13 protein-coding genes are annotated in these 18828 nt (G+C 38.5%); 8 read left to right on the forward strand and 5 right to left on the reverse strand.

Annotated elements, in window-relative coordinates:
- The 3 genes from RAO94_05455 to RAO94_05465 form a co-directional block, all read left to right on the forward strand.
- On the forward strand, positions 1–2415 hold a 2415-nt coding region (locus RAO94_05455), incomplete at its 5' end, for a T9SS type A sorting domain-containing protein (GenBank protein ID MDP8321775.1).
- A gap of 72 nt (positions 2416–2487) precedes the next feature.
- Positions 2488–3129 carry a hypothetical protein gene (locus RAO94_05460; GenBank protein ID MDP8321776.1) on the forward strand — a complete coding sequence of 214 codons (642 nt, stop codon included), beginning with the start codon at positions 2488–2490 and terminating at the stop codon, positions 3127–3129.
- A 65-nt stretch (positions 3130–3194) separates the two neighbouring features.
- Positions 3195–3983, forward strand: coding sequence for a hypothetical protein (locus RAO94_05465; GenBank protein MDP8321777.1), 789 nt, complete (start codon positions 3195–3197; stop codon positions 3981–3983).
- Here the strand turns inward: RAO94_05465 and RAO94_05470 are convergent, their stop codons facing one another.
- Positions 3984–4361, reverse strand: a complete 378-nt coding sequence (locus RAO94_05470; GenBank protein ID MDP8321778.1) for a hypothetical protein — start codon at positions 4359–4361, stop codon at positions 3984–3986.
- Between the two features lie 17 nt (positions 4362–4378).
- A complete protein-coding gene (locus RAO94_05475) occupies positions 4379–6373 on the reverse strand; it encodes a dockerin type I domain-containing protein (GenBank protein ID MDP8321779.1) in 1995 nt (664 codons plus the stop codon).
- A gap of 379 nt (positions 6374–6752) precedes the next feature.
- Here RAO94_05475 and RAO94_05480 point away from each other — a divergent pair, with 379 nt between their 5' ends.
- Complete coding sequence (locus RAO94_05480) at positions 6753–8279, forward strand: DUF1566 domain-containing protein (protein ID MDP8321780.1); 1527 nt, start codon at positions 6753–6755, stop codon at positions 8277–8279.
- 57 nt (positions 8280–8336) lie between these two features.
- Here the strand turns inward: RAO94_05480 and RAO94_05485 are convergent, their stop codons facing one another.
- Positions 8337–10178, reverse strand: coding sequence for a transporter substrate-binding domain-containing protein (locus RAO94_05485; GenBank protein MDP8321781.1), 1842 nt, complete (start codon positions 10176–10178; stop codon positions 8337–8339).
- Between the two features lie 731 nt (positions 10179–10909).
- Here RAO94_05485 and RAO94_05490 point away from each other — a divergent pair.
- Entirely contained in the window at positions 10910–12472 is a 1563-nt protein-coding gene (locus tag RAO94_05490; protein ID MDP8321782.1) for a hypothetical protein, read from the forward strand.
- Positions 12473–12811: 339 nt separating this feature from the next.
- Here the strand turns inward: RAO94_05490 and RAO94_05495 are convergent, their stop codons facing one another.
- Complete coding sequence (locus RAO94_05495; GenBank protein ID MDP8321783.1) at positions 12812–13300, reverse strand: hypothetical protein; 489 nt, start codon at positions 13298–13300, stop codon at positions 12812–12814.
- A 343-nt stretch (positions 13301–13643) separates the two neighbouring features.
- Positions 13644–15440 carry a M13 family metallopeptidase gene (locus RAO94_05500; protein MDP8321784.1) on the reverse strand — a complete coding sequence of 599 codons (1797 nt, stop codon included), beginning with the start codon at positions 15438–15440 and terminating at the stop codon, positions 13644–13646.
- A 98-nt stretch (positions 15441–15538) separates the two neighbouring features.
- Here RAO94_05500 and RAO94_05505 point away from each other — a divergent pair, with 98 nt between their 5' ends.
- From RAO94_05505 to RAO94_05515, 3 genes are all read left to right on the forward strand, one after another.
- A complete protein-coding gene (locus tag RAO94_05505; protein MDP8321785.1) occupies positions 15539–16510 on the forward strand; it encodes a hypothetical protein in 972 nt (323 codons plus the stop codon).
- A gap of 196 nt (positions 16511–16706) precedes the next feature.
- On the forward strand, positions 16707–18023 hold the full coding sequence (locus RAO94_05510; GenBank protein MDP8321786.1) for an MBOAT family O-acyltransferase: 1317 nt from the start codon (positions 16707–16709) through the stop codon (positions 18021–18023).
- Positions 17995–18600 carry a hypothetical protein gene (locus RAO94_05515; GenBank protein ID MDP8321787.1) on the forward strand — a complete coding sequence of 202 codons (606 nt, stop codon included), beginning with the start codon at positions 17995–17997 and terminating at the stop codon, positions 18598–18600. Before RAO94_05510 ends, RAO94_05515 begins: the two co-directional genes overlap by 29 nt.
- Positions 18601–18828 lie beyond the last annotated feature (228 nt).

Consider the following 18828-nt stretch of genomic DNA (forward strand, 5'->3'; position numbering starts at 1 on the left):
TCTCTCTATCTGGAGGCAGATGGCAGCATCGGTGATAATTGGTCAGAAAGCGGAGAATTGTTATTGACCGGTTTAATGGATAATAATATTGAGATGATAAAAGACGGTTATGGTGGGATAATAATAGGTAGTCTATCAGAAGAGGGAACTGAACTTTATCTGCAGAGATATGATAAAAATGCTAATCTACTTTGGGGAATCAATGGCATTGTACATGAAGAATTGGATTCAGAAGATGATTTTGCTTTATTGAACTGGGGAGAAGGCGAGTATGCAGTAGTAGCCAGGCAAGATAATCAGTATCTGGCAAATGTGATAGATGCCAGTGGTGATTTGCAGTATGCAGAAATGCAATTGGCGGGTGAGCCGAGTGCAGAATCAAGAGAAGGATTTAGAGCAGTGGTTACATCAGATGATAAGCTGGGATTGATCTGGGAAGAGGGAATAGGAGAAACCACAACTCTTGTTCTGCAAAAATCAGCGATAGGTGGAGAATTAGAGTGGGAGGACAGCAGTTATTTATGTTCCTATTATACATGGAATTTGAAGTATATAAAGTTTATGGCAGATGATGGTGGAGGTCTGAGAGTATTCCTGAAAGAATGTAGTGACGATTTTTTAATGTTATATTTCCATTATAATAGTGATGGAGAACTTTTATCGGGAGACGAGCCGGTAATTATAGGGAATTCTTATGTTTGTCCTTATGGCAGTAATGAATATCAGATAGGGATAGCAGAATCAGAAGTAACAGGGATATTCTGGACGTATTCAAGTGATGATGACGCGGATGATTTTATCAAATTTCAATATATTGATGCGGATGATAATATGATATTAGAAGAGGGAGGAGTGGTATTGCACAGCGTGTTATCTGGCACTACCTACCAATCTTATCTGGATACAAACGGCGAGAATTCAATCATAACCTGGAGAGATAATCGATTTGAGCCAAGTCAGATATATGTGCAATTGATCAATGACTATACTGGTGAGAATGGATTTACAGAATTCGGAATACCTATTACAGACAGACCAGAGAAAGATCAGGATTTAAAATCCACCTGTTTCAGCAATGATGGAGAGACATTTTGCACAGTTTTTACAACCGACCATACAGATTCTTTTGATGAATATTGTGGAGTACAGATAATGGATCTGGCAGGCAACAGATTATTAGGTGATGAAGGTCATTCATTCATTAATGAAGATGAGGATTGCTTAGATGCTTGTGTAGGTGCTTTTGAAGATGGTTTTGCAATCAGTTGGTCAACCACTAATAATGATTATATGAATCCCGTATCAACCCTTCATTTAGAGCGAATTATAGATAATGCTCCGGTTTGGGGTGGAGGAATAGAGGTTATTCAGTATAATGAAGGAGATATTAATGATATTCATCTGGCAGGAGACATGGTGATCTGGGTAAATGCCTATTTTCCTTCAAGTCAGATAAAAGTTCTCAGGCTTGATGATAATGGTCAACCTGCTATCGGCTGGGCTGCTGAGGGAATAGTAATTGGTGATAATTATAATTATCAAGATATTAAAGTGATAAACTGCAATGAAGGAGTATTGGTTTTCTGGAGAGAAATCGATAGTTGGTCAAATAATTATAGGGGACAATACATAAGTAATGCGGGAGAGCTTCTCTGGGAAGATGGAGGACATGGATTCCTGTCTGATGATATGTATCTTGAAGAAGTAAAGGTATATGAAGATGAAATTTATATCTTGTATAATGATGCTATAACAAATGAGCTTGTGATCGGAAAATATGATATGGAAGGAAATGCTGTCTGGAGTGAGAATACAGCCGTAACTGCGGGTACCTGTTACAGCAGTTTAGATATTTGGCAGGATATTATGGTGGTTTATTGGACAGATATGGATAATGAAGATCTTTATGCTAAGATATTCAATACTGATGGGAGTCTTGTGTCTGGAGTTCCTGAAGAAGGTATTATCGTTTGTCAACACAGTTATAATCAAAGGCTGGTGAGTTCCGGGATAGATGATGCCGGAAACAGCATTGTCTTATGGCGTGATAATCGTGGGGCATTTTTACCAGAACCTGATCCTGCGCTTTTTATCCAGAGAATAGATCTGACCACATTGGCAGTGAGTGAAGAAAACATCGATGAATCCTATCTGGTGCAGATAAGCAATTATCCTAATCCCTTTACGGGAAGTACCACTTTGAGATGCGATCTGCCTCGGGAAATGAAAGATGCCCAGATTGATATTTATAATATTCGTGGGCAGAAAGTGAGAAGCCTGTCTGCTGAAAGAAATGAAGTAGAATGGGATTGCCGTAATGCTGCGGGAAAATTAGTGGGTGCTGGAATCTATCTCTATCAATTGTCAGGTGATGGGATTGGCAGCAAAGTATCTCGGATGATACTTATAAAATAATAAATAGTAATTAATAAGGACAAAATCGTTAAACTGCTAGCAGTTTAACGATTTTGTTATTTATAGGAGTTAATGATGATTGTTATAAAGGCATTTCTGCATCTCTTATGTGTAGTGATAGCGGGTCGCAGATTTTTTAAGGAGACAGGCAGCGGCAAGGGTTATTTGGCAGGTTTATTTTTGGGTCCTTTTGGAATTCTGCTGGTAAATTTTGCTCCTGGACTGCTTTCAAATCGCTTTGTAAAAAACCGGATTGATAAATATGATCCCATATTAGATGAGATCAATAGTGATCCTGAAAGACTGGATAAGCTCAAACAGCGGAATATTGGAGCAGGATTTCAAGTCAGCAGGGTGTATATGCCTGTCACTGGTGGTTTTTTTGTATCATGCCTGCTCGGGACATTACTTTATACTTTTTATGTGTTTTTTCCTGTATTATCATCGACAATAAAAGTTACAGATAGGATTCCATCAGCATCTTCTGAACTGATTTATACAATTCCTGCGGTTCTGATCTTTTTTATACCCATGGTTTTGGGCCTGATAAATTTCAGGACGATGATAATCTGTCCCCGCTGTGGCAGTGTTCATAAAATATCAAGCAGATTGGAGACATTGCTGGGCTATAGTTCAGATATTGATTCCAGAGAATCCGGTTGCAGAGAGTGCGATTATCTGCCGTCACGTGATCGCGTGATAACTGTGGAATAAAGGGAAAAACGAAGGGATTCTCCATTTTAGATGTCTAAATGATAAATACTTAAATGGAGAATTTAATGAAAAAGACAATTTTTTCTCTGATAATTATGAGCCTTGCTGTGTTTGCCATGAGCAAAACCCTTAGTATTGAAAGCAATGTGGTGGAACAAACGGTATTAATTGACGGTAGTGACCAGGAATGGGAAGGGAATCGAGTATATAACGACAGAGATGATGTGATATTTGGAATTCAGCATGATGATGAGAGCTTATATGTGCTTTTTATCAGTAGAGATACTGATCTTGAGCGACAAATGCTGATGAATGGTTTTACTTTGTGGGTGAATGATAAAGGAAAAACAAAGAAAATATGCGGACTGAATATTCCGGGGATGGAGAGTAATAAAAGGCAGAACAGGGAAGAGATAAAAGAGCGAAACAGAGAAAATAATTTTGGTGATATGATGATGGAGAAGATTGAGATAAAGCCTGAATTTTTGTTACTGAAGGATAAAGAGAATGACAATGTCCCTTACAGTAATAACGAACTAACCGGTTTTGACTTTGCCAGAGCACAAGGTGATCGAGGCATCGTATATGAATTTATGATACCTTTGCACAAGGCTGATGATCAGTTATTTGGTTTCCAGAAAAAAGATCAGAAAAAGATTTCATTAGGTCTGGAATGCAAAGCCCCTGAAAGAAGTGAAATGAGTATGGGTTCAGGTGACATGCCGGAAGAAGATATGCCTCGTGGTGGAGGTATGCGTGATGGTGGTGGAAAACGTGGCGGTGGTATGCCTGGTGGAAGGATGCCATCTCAAAAGGACTATAATCTTTGGGTGAAAATAGAATTCAGTGAATAATTAGCTTTTATGAATAAGTTTATATGCCAGCAGGGATAATATTGCACCAATGCCAGAGGCGATGATATCATAAATATCAAAGTGGGTGCTGGCTCCCCAGAGCGGGACAAATTCTTCGAAAGCCAGGATAACAAATACCAGTGCAGGGATCAGGTATATTAACAGATGCCGGAATTTAGCCAGTTTGATCATCAGGGCATTCAGCATAGCCAGGCTGATTATAAAGGAGGCTATGAAGTTTGGAAGGCAGCCAGTGATGATCAGGCCATAAAGCTGATGACTGAATTGTGGTCGCAGATAATCTTTGTTAATTGATATCAGGATAAACAGAAGCGCGAAAAGTATAAAATTCGTGATCAACAGCTTCTTTCTGGACATGAAACCTCCGGTTAATTTTATTCTGCAGGAAACTGGGTGATCATTCCTACAACATATCTGAGTATCAGGGATGCATCATAAGCAGTGATATAGTAATCACCGTCAACATCAGCCATATCAATTCGCCAGTCTTCCCAGGGCAGGGGAGCAGTCAACGGGTCTATTCCCACCACGTATTGCAGGGCGATAGAGGCATCCATAGATTCTACCAATCCATTATCATCTATATCACCATAATTATGGAAATTTAGCTCAGATAAGGGATATTTCCAGACGCCCCCACCATTGATGCCTGCCCATAAATAACCTTCATGAACATATAATGATAACACCGGAGAACCCGTCAGGTCAGAAGTGATATTCTGCCAGACATCTCCATGATCGGCGCTTACCATTACTGCGCCAGTATTCGTGCCGGCAATAAGCAGGCTGTCATCAGCAGCCAGGCAGCGGATATATTGATTATCCATAACTTGATACCAATTTGCTCCAGTATCATTGGAAGCAAAGATGCCTGCATCAATAGTTCCTGCAAAAAGATAATTATCAATTACTGCTAAACTGGTAATATTTAAACTGCCAAGACCATTATTTATCTCAATCCAGCTTTCACCCAGGTCATCAGATAGGAATACGCCACTATCAGCAGTGCCTGCAAAGGCATTTGAGCCGTCATTTGCCAGAGCTGTGATATTTATGTTGCTGATGCCGTTATTGCCATCTATCCAGGTATTTGAACCTACATACCAGATGAAAACCCCAGCATCACGGCTGCCGGCAAAATAGGTGTCATCAAACCAGGTGAAAGCCTGTATCCAGGCACTGCCCAAGCCATTATTTGAAGTAGAATAATTCACTCCATTATCAGTAGAATAAAAGATGCCCAGCATATCTGTGCCAGCCAGCACGTGGGTGCCATTATAATATACTGACCGGATTTCTACAGTACCAATAGAACTTCTGCGAGTCCAGTTATTTCCAGCATTTGCAGAAGTATGCAAGCCAGAACCATGGGTACCGGCGATGATATTACTTCCTGCTACGGTAAGCGAGCCGACCGTAGCTTTGAAACTGTTTGACTGATTAACAAGAGTCCATGATGCTGCCTGGTTATAGGAGCGAAAGATATGTCCGCTGGTGACGCCTACAAAGAGAGAAGAATTGCTGGCACCAATAGCCCAGATGGCAGTTTCAGATAGTCCTGAATTATGGACTGACCAGTTTACCCCATTATTGGTGGATTTATATATTCCACCGCCAAAAGATGCGGCATACAGATCATCTTCCAGACTGTAAAACCCTTTCACGGAAGGGATGTTTGTACCTAATCCGGACCAGGAATCACCGTTATTATCGGAGATGAACACTCCATGACTCAAGGTGCTGAGGAATAAAGTTTCGTTGAAATAATACATGGACATGATGTCTGTGCTGGGTAGACCATTATTGATCGGTTGCCAGCTTTCACCCATATCTATTGAGCGGAACAAGCCATCCAGATAGGTGCCGGCATAGATATTAGTGCCGTCAGTTGCCAGCCAGTAGATATATTCCACGCCTTCAATCCCATTATTTATCAGTTCCCAGGAAGAGCCATAATCTTCTGAACGGTAAATTTCATATAGATAAGTGCCGGCAAAAATGACGTCATTGCAGACGATAAGGGTTTTAGTGTATTTATTTGCCATTTCCGTTTCTGCTGGTTCCCAGTTCATACCCTGGTCACTGGAGCGGAACACATTTTCATCTCCAGAGACAAAGATATAATCTCCCAGCACAGCCAGGGATTTTGTGTCACAGCTATAAAGTCCATTATTTCTGAATTCCCAGCTAATGCCATCATCTTCTGAAACCAGCACGCCACCGCCCGTGGCAGCATATATACATTCCCCATCAAAAGCTATTGATCTCACATAGCCTCCGGAAGGACCATTTGTTTCCTGCCACTGGGCAGATAGCAGCAGGCAGGCAGCAAGAATTATGCTAAATCCAAGACATTTCTTATAAATCATACTAACTCCATGTATTTTGCAGACAGAAAAATATAAGGGGGTGATTTGTAAAACAATTTAGTAAAGTTGTCTTGCATTATCCCGAAACCCGTTGTAACCTGGGCATCCTTGCCCTGGGAGGGGGAAGCATTTATGATCAGGAATGTAATGGAAGATATTTTTCACCACAGAGGACACAGAGATAATGTAATGTAAGATTTATTTAGCCGCGAACAAACGCGAACAATTTTTAGGAAACACCAGCCAAGTTTCCTCTATCCTTCTAGCCCTCTAACCCTCAAATTCTCATCGGACGTGGATATCCGTCTCAGCTATTTTTTTTGCAGATAAACTTCGGTTGTCTTGTCTATGAGATTGAAATGGAAAAGGAGAAAGAATTATGAAAAGAGTAATATTTGCTTTAGTCTTGTTTTCACTTGTTCTTTTAATGGCGGAAATCACATATCCGGTGGTGGATACTGGTCAAACTTTATCTTATAATAATCAAATGGAAATTACTGCACCGGGAGTTGGAGAAGCTTTTTATGGTCAGGATGCGAATTATTCGGGTAATCAACCTGATTATACTGATAATGGAGATGGCACTGTCACGGATAATGTGACAGGTTTGATGTGGCAGAAATCTATAGATCAGGACGGTGATGGAGACATTGATTATGACGATAAAATGTCGGCTACGGAAGCTGTTGTGAATGCTGCAGGTTGCACAACTGGAGGATATAGTGACTGGAGGTTACCCAACATCAAAGAGCAGTATTCACTGATGAATTTCAGTGGTATAGACCCCAGTGGCTATGAGGGTTCATCAACAGATGATCTGGTGCCATTTATCGATACAGATTACTTTGACTTTGGTTACGGCGACACAGATGCCGGAGAACGGCTGATAGATGCACAATATGCCAGTACAACAATATATGTAGGTACAACTATGGGAGACGCGGAAACTATGTTCGGAGTGAATTTTGCAGATGGGAGAATTAAGGGTTACGGTACAGGACCAATGCCCGGGCAGCAGGAAGATAAGCAGTTTTACGTGCAGTATGTGCGTGGTAATGCCGAATATACTGTCAATGACTATACTGATCATGGAGATGGCACAGTTACAGATAATGCTACAGGTTTGATGTGGGCACAAGATGATACAGGTGAAGGCATGATTTGGGAAGACGCATTATCTATAGCAGAAGGTTCTGAATATGCGGGTTACAGTGACTGGAGATTACCTAATGTCAAAGAATTGCAGAGCATAGTAGATTATACCCGTGCTCCTTCAGCAACAGGTACAGCGGCAATTGACCCTGTATTTAACTGCACAGCTATCACCTCGGAAGCTGGTACAACGGATTATCCTTTCTACTGGAGTGGCACCACTCATGCAAATTGGACAGAAGACAATTCCGGCAGTTATGGAGCTTATGTTTGTTTTGGGACTGCTTATGGTTATATGGGAAGTTGGATAGATGTGCATGGTGCAGGAGCTCAGCGCAGCGATCCTAAGACGGGTAATCCTGATGACTGGCCCCAGGGACATGGCCCTCAAGGTGATGCCATTCGCATTTATAATTATGTGAGATTGGTTCGCGATGCTCCGCAAACCAGCACCGACAGCGATATTCCAGAAACAGGGTCTATGCAGCTTAAGCAGAACTATCCCAACCCCTTTAATCCTTCCACGAGTATTGGGTTTTATCTGCCTTCATCAGAATATGTAAATTTATCAATATATAATATCAAAGGTCAAAAGATAGCTACTCTCATTGATCAAAACCTGAGTGAGGGAGATTATTCACTGATCTGGAATGGAGTAAATGAGCAGAATGAAGCAGTGTCTGCCGGGATGTATTTCTATACTTTAAAAACTTCCAGAGAGCGTATTACAAGAAAAATGGTTATGCTGCTCTGATATTAGAATAATATCGTAAATAATTTGAATGCTGGGGAATAAGTCAGATGTTCAGTCTTAATTCTCCAGCGTTTTTTCCAGTTCTTTCACCTGGTCTCGCAGTTCCTTGATCCGGAATTCTCTACCTATAAAAAGTTTATTATAGCGAACCAGTTCTTTATTACTTTCCTGCAATTCACTGGTTCTTTCCTTGATCAGTTCTTCCAGGTTTTCCCGATATTTGGTTAGTTCTTCTTCATTCTTTTTCCGAGCAGTAATATCTTCAGAGATAGTGGCGAAATATCCCTTTATCGGGGAATAGGCATTGATCAAAAACCACTTGCCAATTTTTTCACTATAGTTTTCAAATTTAATTGATAGTCCATTTAAAGCAACTTTTCCATAAGTGCCTATCCAGTCAGCCGGATCATTTTCGATTCCAGGAAATGCTTCTGCAAACCTCTTGCCAATTATATCTTCTTTTTTTATGCCTAACATCTTCTCAAAAGCTCTATTAACTTCAATGTATTCAAAATCTAACGGTTTGCCTGCTTCATCCAGAATGAGCTTATGAAAAGCAAAACTACTGATCATATTATCGAATAAATTCTGAAGCTGATCACGGCTTTTCTGCAATTCATGATTAGCGAGCCATTTATCAGTGGTATCAACTGCAAATCCCAGAAAAGTATAATTAGTTAGCACACTTGCATCAACTCTCCAATAGCGTTTTTCTCCTGATTTAGTAATAAAGGGAATCTCACCGGAACTTTCCCCGGTTTCTGATAAAGATGCAAATGATTTCTCCGCTTCTTTCCTGTATTCAGGATCAATAAGCTCGCTCAGGTGCATGCCGATCAATTCATCCCGATCATAGCCTGTAATACGGCAGGCTGCAGAATTTACATCCAGATAATAGCCCTCCTCATCTGAGACAAATATACCTGTAGGTGCCTTATCAACATAACTGCGGAATTTCTTTTCACTGGCTATAAGTTTCTTTCGAGCAATTTCATGTTCCTTTACTTCTTCCTGCAGGACTGCTGTTTTTCTTTTTATCTCTTTTCGCATATAGATCTGCATCACAATCAGGAGAAACAAAATTAGGGGGATAAAAATATAAGCAGCCATTTTCATGTTATACTTATTCATCAGTGAATGGTCTAATTCAGGAGTGAACCACTTCTGAGATATATCCTTGAAATCTCCATTAGAGATTATAACTGCCAGACCTTCATTTAATTTTGCCAGCAATTCCTTATTACCTTCTTTCACACCAAAACAAAAATCCTGCCGGAAATCACTAAGATCGATACTTAAGGGGGCAATGGAAAATATCTCTAATTCATTCAATAAATGCAAGCCCATCACTCTTTGGGTGATGACAGCATCATAATTTCCTTTATCCAATTCCTCGAAGGCTTCCTGAAACGTGCTGGTAGTTATTATAAAGTCTGAGACATTGCCTCTGCGTACAAACTCCTCAGCATTATCTCCTGCCATCACAACAATTTCTTTATCCTTCAAATCGCTGATGGATTTGATACGATGTTCACCCTTGCGCACAAATATTGCCCCGTGAAGTGAGATATATGGGAAAGTAAAGTCAAAATATGGTTCGCGCTCAGGAGTTCTACCCACTAAAGGCAAGGCATCAATCTTTCCCTCATACAAAGCAAATTTAAGATTGTTCCATATATCTACTTTGATCTCATACTTAAGATTCTGAGTATCCAGAGCTGCCTTGATCAAATCTATGGAAAATCCTTCACCTTCTCCCTCAGAATTTACTATGCAATAGGGAGGATAATCCGGTTCACAGCCAATGATCAAGGTTTTATCACTTTCTGTCACTGTAGCAGCTGATAGATTAATGATAAAAATTAGTATCACTATTACATATATTAACTTTCTATTCATAAATACTCCCTGCCAATATGTTAGTCAGACAATTCAATAATACCAATAATAAGTCAAGAAACATAAAGTAGATTCAGTTATTATTTTTAAGTTATCAAGTAAAAAAAACCACGAACAAGACTACAGGTGGTCACCGAGGTTATTAGCAAGCGAGATCTATTAACTAAAAAAGGGACTAAATAAATTATCCCAGCCGGAGGTTTTTTGTGCCAAGGATAGAACACAGATTGTGCGGATGACGCGGATCAATGTAATGTAAGATTTTTAGCAACGAATAGCTTTCATATATTACAGCTCATCAAGACAAAACGAACTGTTTAAAAAGAGCCGAGAAATGTAATTCATAATAGAGACAATGACATAAGGAGAATTAATACCTTTTAGATGTATTTGGGGTAAAATGGTCGCCAGAAATCATGTCCCGGGTACTGTTCATAACTCCTGCTTAGTAGGGGAATGGTGTAAGGCATTTTCTATTGTAGATAATGTAACAAATTCTCCATTATATTGTTAACTTGTTCCTGGTTTGAAAACAGGTAACAGAAGTGATTCTTTCAAAGGTTTTATCATCCTTATAGCACATCCGCCAAATCGTCTAAAATGGTTTGGTGTGTGAGGAGATGAGAAAAATCTTTACTAAAGTATAATAAATATTTAAATTGTTCGAGTGTGTGCTATTTATCGATTTTAGGGAAGGTAAAGAAATTTATGGAAAGGAGGGATAACAGCAGATGAGAGAAAAATCAGAAAGAGCAAAATTTAAAGGTGATTATCTTTATTCCGCAGTATTATTTCTGGTATTGGGAATAATCTTACTACCCAATTTTTTATATTCGATCAATCCAGATGGATTTTCCTATTTCAGCATTGCCGAGAAGTATCTGGCAGGAGATTTTGCTAATGCAGTGAATGGATATTGGGGTCCTTTATTTTCGTGGTTACTGCTGCCTTTTTTAGCTGTTGGCATATCGGCACCAATGGCAGCGAAAGTATTGGGGCTATTAGTTGGTCTCATATTCATCTGGCTGGCAGATTTGTATTACATGAAGCTTAATATGAACAGAAAGATAAAGAAGTATCTGCTGCTGGTGACTTCAATATGCACATTATATTTTGCATACAACGGTGTTACCTCCGACTTTCTTTTCGCCTTTTTTCTATTATTATACCTGAATATCATGTTAAACCTGCGCGAAAACAAGAAACTCATTTACGCTATCTTTAGTGGATTGGTGGGAGGTCTTTTATATTTAACCAAAGCCTATGGACTTCCTTTTTTTATAGTTCATTATTTTGTTTCCATAATATTATTTATAATGACAGGCACAGATAGAAGTGAAAAGAGAAAGCTTGCCTGGTGCTATATGGCTGGCATGCTGGTTTTTTTGCTGCTTACAGTGCCGTGGATATTGACAATCAGTGCTAAGTATGGACACGTAACGATAGGTTCATCGGGTAAATTCAACCATGCAATTGTTGGACCTGAAACAGAGGATTTTCCAATGCATCTGCGGGGACTGCTGCCACCGCCTTACAACAGTGCGACCAGCGTGTGGGAAGATATCAGTTATACAAAGATGGTTGACTGGTCGGCGACGTCATCTGTAGAGAATTTTTTGTATCAGGTCTTGCGGGTGGTTAAAAATATTGCCTGGATACTGATCATACTCTCGCAATATTCATTTTTATCGATTTTTATACTATTGGGTTTAATCCTGTATTTATATAAAAAAGGAAGAGCATTTGTGCTTAGCAGGAAATTTTATCTATTGCTTTCTATGTTGATATTGTTTTCCGGTTATGCACTAATACTGGTAGTAATAAGATATTTGTGGGTCTGCGCAATATTACTTTTGGGAATAAGCGCCAGTCTCTTGCATTATTTATTCAAGGAGTATAAAATTTCCAAAGCAGTGCAGATCATTCTGATGGTGGTTTTTTTGATAAGTTTTATGATATATCCAGCACATAAGTTGATGAGTAGTTCCCGAGGTGAATCTCATTTAGTGAGGTTGAACAGGTATCTCCAGGAATTTCAGGTTACCGGGCGGGTGGCATCAAACAGCAAGTGGCATGATTGCGTGTGGCTGGCATATTTTAATGACTGGCAATATTATGGAGAGCAGGGAGTTGTAAGTGATCAGGAATATCTGGAGCAGTTAAAAAGGTATAATATAGATTATTATATCCACTGGAAGGGAGAAGATGAGCTTCCTTTTACGGAGGGAGCCTATAAAGAGATCACTTCTGACAAGTATTCTGAATTCAGGATTTATGCGCTGGGAAGAGAATAAATTGATATAAATTGGTCTAATAGACAAAAGTGGTTGCTATTCAGAGAGAATTTGATCGATCATCTTCCTTTTTCTCCACGGCTTAATCCCAGGATGATTTCGCAATTTTGTTTTCAGCTTGGAGAAGGTTCCTTCCAATGAATTTGTGGTATTCGGCATGCATCGTTTAGGGTAATATTGATAGGTAAATAGATATGGAAGATTTGTTTTCAAGCTTCTAATTGCGCTCCGCAGTCTACGATGCGTATAGTGCCATTTCCTAGTTTCTTCATTCCTACTTTTTTCACCCAGAAAGGTTTTCCATTTCTGTTCCCAAAGTGAAAGCATTGTCTCAAATTCTTAGTGACTTGTATGACATAACCGTTTAGTAATTGCCTTCAATCCCTTCCCTGCTTCCAGCTTGGGATTACGGGTTATGTATCGAGTGACAATGGCAACCTGATGAAATTGACACATCTGTACAGGAATATCACCAAACGCTCTGAAAAGTCCTCGTTTCCCATCACAAGCGATTCCTTGAATATCCCAAGAACTGTTTTTCAATCTTTGAATTCCCTTAATGTAATCCTTTAAAGTTTCATGATGTATATAAAACCAGAGTAGGTTTTCATGGCTCAGTATATCACGAAAAACCATCACTCCAAAACTACGTCCGAAATAGCAACTATCCATTACGATCACGCATTTTCCGCTTACATGTTGAGGAAGATCTATTGAAAATTTATCAAGTTTACGTCGGACGGATCTAGTGGAAATGTTATATTTCTCACTAAGTCTTTTCAATGTTTGGTTACCAAGCACATGTTCATCCCATAACCGTTTTATCAATTCTGCTTCTGATCGTTTATGGTTGATAAATGTTAAGTTGCTGTCTTTGCATTTATAACGTTGTCTGTGCTTACGCTTACCATTTTTTTGGTGTTAACAGAACCACATTTAGGGCATCGTTTTCGTGTCATACTTACACTCCTATATAAAAAAAGGCAGGTAAATAATATACAAATAAAGAGATACCACCTATTCCAGCAACCTTTTTTTGTCTATTAGACCTATAAATTTTACAAATCAAACAAATTATCGGTCAATTGGCTGCGAGACATTGTGTGATTCATTCTGAAAGAAATTGAATTATTATAGCCTACTCGATAACTTGTCTGGGAGGTAAGTGGTCTCACCAGATAATTATTCTGTCTTTTTCTTTTTTATATAATCTGCCGGAACTGATATTGAAAGCTTTGTAGAAATCATGGATATTATACACATTACCATTTGTGCGATACTCCGGGGGAGCATGATAATATCCGGCAGCATAGCTTCTTTTAAGTTCATCACTTAAGATGTCACGCCATTTCTGGGCATAGGCAAGGAAAAATCTTTGTTCGGGTGTGAATCCTTTGATGATGGCAGGAGTATCATTTTCTGTGGCAATATTATAGGCATCCCAGGCAATATTTAAGCCACCGGCATCAGCGATATTTTCTCCTGCGGAGCGTTTACCATTAATATGCAGAGTATCTATTATAATATAGTTTTCACTTTGTTCTATGAGCTTTTGAGTAAGTTCATTAAAATGGCGGATTTCAGATTTTTTCCACCATTTTTTATATTTACCATCTGCATTATAGAGTCTGCCTGTATCATCTAACGAGTGGGTCATTTCATGGGCAATAGATGGACCCAGCATGGCATAATTAGTTGCCTGATCATTGAGGGGACTGAATAACTGATTGATATAGGCAGCAGTGAGAGTGATATCGTTTTTATTAGCGCTGTACCAGGCATTAGTGGAATGAGCCGGGACAACCCATTCCTCTTTCTTAACTATCTCGCCACAATTTTGTAATTTCAGGAGTGTATTAAATTTGCATGAGTTAAAAACATTTTGCATAAAGTTGTATTCATCTATCTGTAAATTATCATAATCAGATCCATAGAAATCCGGTTCACCAATTTTGAAAGTGAAATTATCAATTTTTTCCTCGATTTTCTTTTTAGTAGCAGATGACAACCAGTCTTTATCAGCGATTCTATTTTTGAAAGCAGTCTGAAGGTTAGTGATGATATTATGCACTTCATTACGGGATTCAGAACTGAAATAATTTTGAGTGTAAAGGTGACCAGTGAGATTAGGCAGGCAGGATGCGATGGTCTGCATCACGAATAAATTTTGATCAGGATGACTTTCCGTAATTTTGGTAGCATATTGGAGCAGTATCCATTGGAGATATGTTTTCCATTCTTCAAGAGAATATTCAGCCAGGAGATCATTTATCAGTTCAAAATATGCAGGTTGAGCAATAACTGCTTTTTTCTCCTTTATCTGAAGGATCTTAAAATATTCCTCCCATTGAATATTAGAAAAAGTTCTTTGCAGTTTCTTGATGCTATACAGATTATAATTACTGGGAGGTGGAGGAATATCCTGAGCAAGTTTCTGACTAATTTCCAGATCAGGATCAACTGGCAGAATATTCGATGATCGCTGGAGATAAAGATAGTGGGTGCCTCGTAATTCCCAATATATGGGAGAGTAAATTTCAAATAGCGGATTGACGCCTATTAACTGTAAATATGCCAGGGCAATAGTCAGGTCAGTATTCGTAGAGATATTTTGTATGATCTTCATTTGGGGTTCTAAAGCGGAAATTCCAGCCAATTCTATAGAAATGCTATCCATACCGGATGTGAAGAAAGTGGAAATAAGAGTTTGCAAAGGATCATCATTCTTTTTCTGCATGAGACTGATCAGCTCAGAATTTGTCTGGTTTTCAGCAAGATCAAAAAATCCGAAGCGGGAACGGTTTTCCGGCAGGGAATTATTTTTCAGCCACATACCCGATGCGTATCTGTAAAAATCGTCACCAGGATCAAAGGAAGTATCAATGATACTATAATCGATGGAATTAAAAGCCTGAGCTGATAGAATACAACCAGCAAACAATATTAAAATAATAATAACATTTTTCATGAACCTGAAATGATAAGATAATGATTAAGAGTCAAGGATCTTCTCTGGAAATAATAAATCTGGACATAAAGGGAGTAAAATAATTAAAAAGAATTAAGATGAAATTCAGGAGATTATTTGCAAGACTAGTATTATTTTGTGTGGTGGGGTTTATTCTTAATATCCTGACAGCCAGTGCTTTATCAGAATCAAAGCGGGACTGGATAAGAGCAGGCAGATATTATCCTCAATTGCAATGGGCAGAATTTTACCAGTTACCAGAGAATAGTATTGAGCTTCTGGTGACGGGATCTTCCCGCAGTTTTTATGGCATTGATCCTTATAAGATCACTAAGGCAAGCGGGATGGAAAGTTTTAATCTGGGATCACCGCATCAGCCATTATCGGCAACTTATTATCTTCTGAGAGAGGGATTTAAACATCAGGATATTCAATATGTGGTTCTGGAACTGCATTATGAGATGCTAACGCGAAGTTATACTAGACCTTATAAATATTACATTTTTGAGAATATGAAAAATTCCTGGAATAAGATGGAGTATTTTTGGCAGGGATTCACTATCAAGGAAAAAGTGTATTATTTATTACCTATGCTGGACAGGAAGAATAATCTTAAATACATCTATGACAAACTTAGGGGAAATCCCGAAGCAGATTTTAGTGAGGATGAATACTATCTGGGCAGAGGATTTGTGAGTAGTGGTGAGATTCTTGACGAGGATAATTGTGAAAAAGTAGAGTATGAATGGAAAGATAGTGCAATCACTCCAGAAGCAAGAGAATATTATCACAAGATCGTGCAATTTGTTAATTCGCACAATGCCCAGTTGATAGTAGTGAATTTTCCATATCCGGATGTGGTCGAAATAGTTAATGACGGGCAGTTTTCAGCCAGTTACCAAAGGTTTGTGCAACAGGATGATGGAATAATTTTGATCGATTATCAGAACAGTGAGTTAGAATTTCCCATAGATGAATATTTTGATGTTCATCATTTGAACAAATGGGGAGCAGACAGATTAAGTGAAGATCTGGGAATTAAAATAGCAGGAATGGCAAAGCAGGATTAATAAAGATTTGACAAGTTGTTAGAGAAATGGAAAATTTTCTCAAAGGGAGATTAATAATAAAAGGGATAAAAATAAATAAATGTTATTTAATTCGATAAAGTTTTTAATATTTTTTCCAGTCGTAGTAATACTATATTTTTTAATACCCCCTAAATACAGGTGGGTATTACTATTAATAGCAAGTTATTACTTTTACATGTGCTGGCGAGTGGAATATATAATACTAATAATTTTATCAACTTTGATAGATTATATGGCAGGAATCAAAATCGAGGATGCCAGTGATGAGAAGATAAAAAAAAGATATCTGATATTGAGCCTGTGTGTCAATCTTGGATTACTCTTCTTTTTTAAATATTTTAATTTCTTCGGAAATTCATTAAATAATCTATTTAGCAGTATCAATCTGAGTGCAACAGTACCGGAGTTGAAAGTGCTATTACCGATTGGAATCTCCTTTTACACTTTTCAGACCTTGAGTTACACGATAGACGTGTATAAGGGCAGGAAAAGTGCTGAAAGACATTTAGGGATATTTGCAGTATATGTATCCTTTTTCCCGCAGTTAGTAGCAGGACCAATCGAGCGGTCAACGCATCTGATGCCTCAATTCAAGGAAGTGCACGAATTTAAATACCGTAATGTGAGTGACGGCTTGAAGCTAATGTTATGGGGTTTTTTTAAGAAGCTGGTGATAGCAGACCGGGCAGCAATACTGGTGAATACGATATATAATAATCCAGAGAATTATCATGGTTTTCCTTTATGGGTAGCCACATATCTTTTTGCCTTTCAGATATTTTGTGATTTTTCTGCTTATTCAGACATCGCCAGGGGTTCTGCCCAGGTAATGGGTTTTGATATTATGCTGAACTTCCGCAGACCTTATTTTGCCCATAATATCGGAGAATTCTGGCATAACTGGCATATTTCTCTATCCACATGGTTCAGGGATTATGTCTATATTCCCTTAGGTGGCAACCGAGTGAGTAAGATGAGATATTATTTCAATATCATAGCAGTTTTTTTAACGAGTGGGTTATGGCATGGGGCGAACTGGACTTTTGTATTCTGGGGTGGATTGCACGGTATTTATCATATTATTACCCATTTATTTATCGGTTTGCCATTTCAATGGCTCAAAGATCTGCATCAGAGAAAAATAGTGAGACTTTTGGAGATCATTTTCACGTTTCATATAGTGTGTTTTGCCTGGATATTCTTCAGGGCAAATTCACTAAAAGACGCTTTTTATGTAGTTTCGCATTTATTTAAGGGATTAAAACTGGAATTCAGTAATACCTGGGGACTGACCACGGTTAATATGGCGATGATGGTAATCGCCTTGGTCATAATGACATCCATGCAATTATTACAGCGCAAAGTGTCAATTAGAGCTTATGTGTCAAACTATCCTTTGATGATAAGGTATCTGGTTTATTTTGGGTTGATTTTTTTGATATTAACAATGGGATTATTTACTAATGATGAGTTTATCTATTTTCAGTTCTAAAGAAGTTGGGCACTTTACAAAAAACCTGATAGGATTTCTGGTTTTCAGTTTGATAATTATATCAATTCTGGCTTTTATTACCAAGAATACGGTAATCAGAATCCTGGAAGATAATAGATATTTTGTGCTCCCTGAAGACATTGATACCGTGATCCTGGGTGATTCTTACCTGATGACAGGGTTGATCCCGGAGATGCGGGAAGGGACATTGAGTGGAGCTATGCGGGTAGAAATATTGCCATTTACCTGCAAAAAGGTACCCTTTATCTGCGATAATAATCCCCAGATAAAAAATATCGTGATATCATTGAATTATCTGAGTATGACCCAAAAGCGTCAGGAAACTTTACGTGATCCGAAATCAATCCAATATTTCAGTGACTCTTTTTTTAGTTTATATGACAGGCAGTTGATGGGATTAACCTTTGCCTGGAATGCGGGGTATCTGATCAGCTGGTGTAAATATACTTTGGGGATACCTCTTGAGATCAGTAAAGAACTGGGAAATTATCTGCGGATAATCACTTCAAGACAGTATTATCAAAATTATCCTTTTTTGGGGGGGGATTTCAGATAATTCCAGCAATTTCTGATGATATGGATGTGGAACATCGGATAGGAGCACATTTTGACCCTAAGGCTACAGAAGCGGATATGTCAAATATATTAATTGACTATTTTCGGAGACTAAATAAGTCCTAACCTGAGCGATTAATATTTTCCTTGAACCCTTTTGGGTGTTTTATATCATAGTTTTAACTACAAAACAGGTGATATAAAAAAATCACCCAAAAGGTGGAAATAT

Origin of the sequence: Candidatus Stygibacter australis, from assembly GCA_030765845.1 — a bacterium.
Taxonomy (GTDB): Bacteria; Cloacimonadota; Cloacimonadia; order Cloacimonadales; family TCS61; genus Stygibacter; species Stygibacter australis.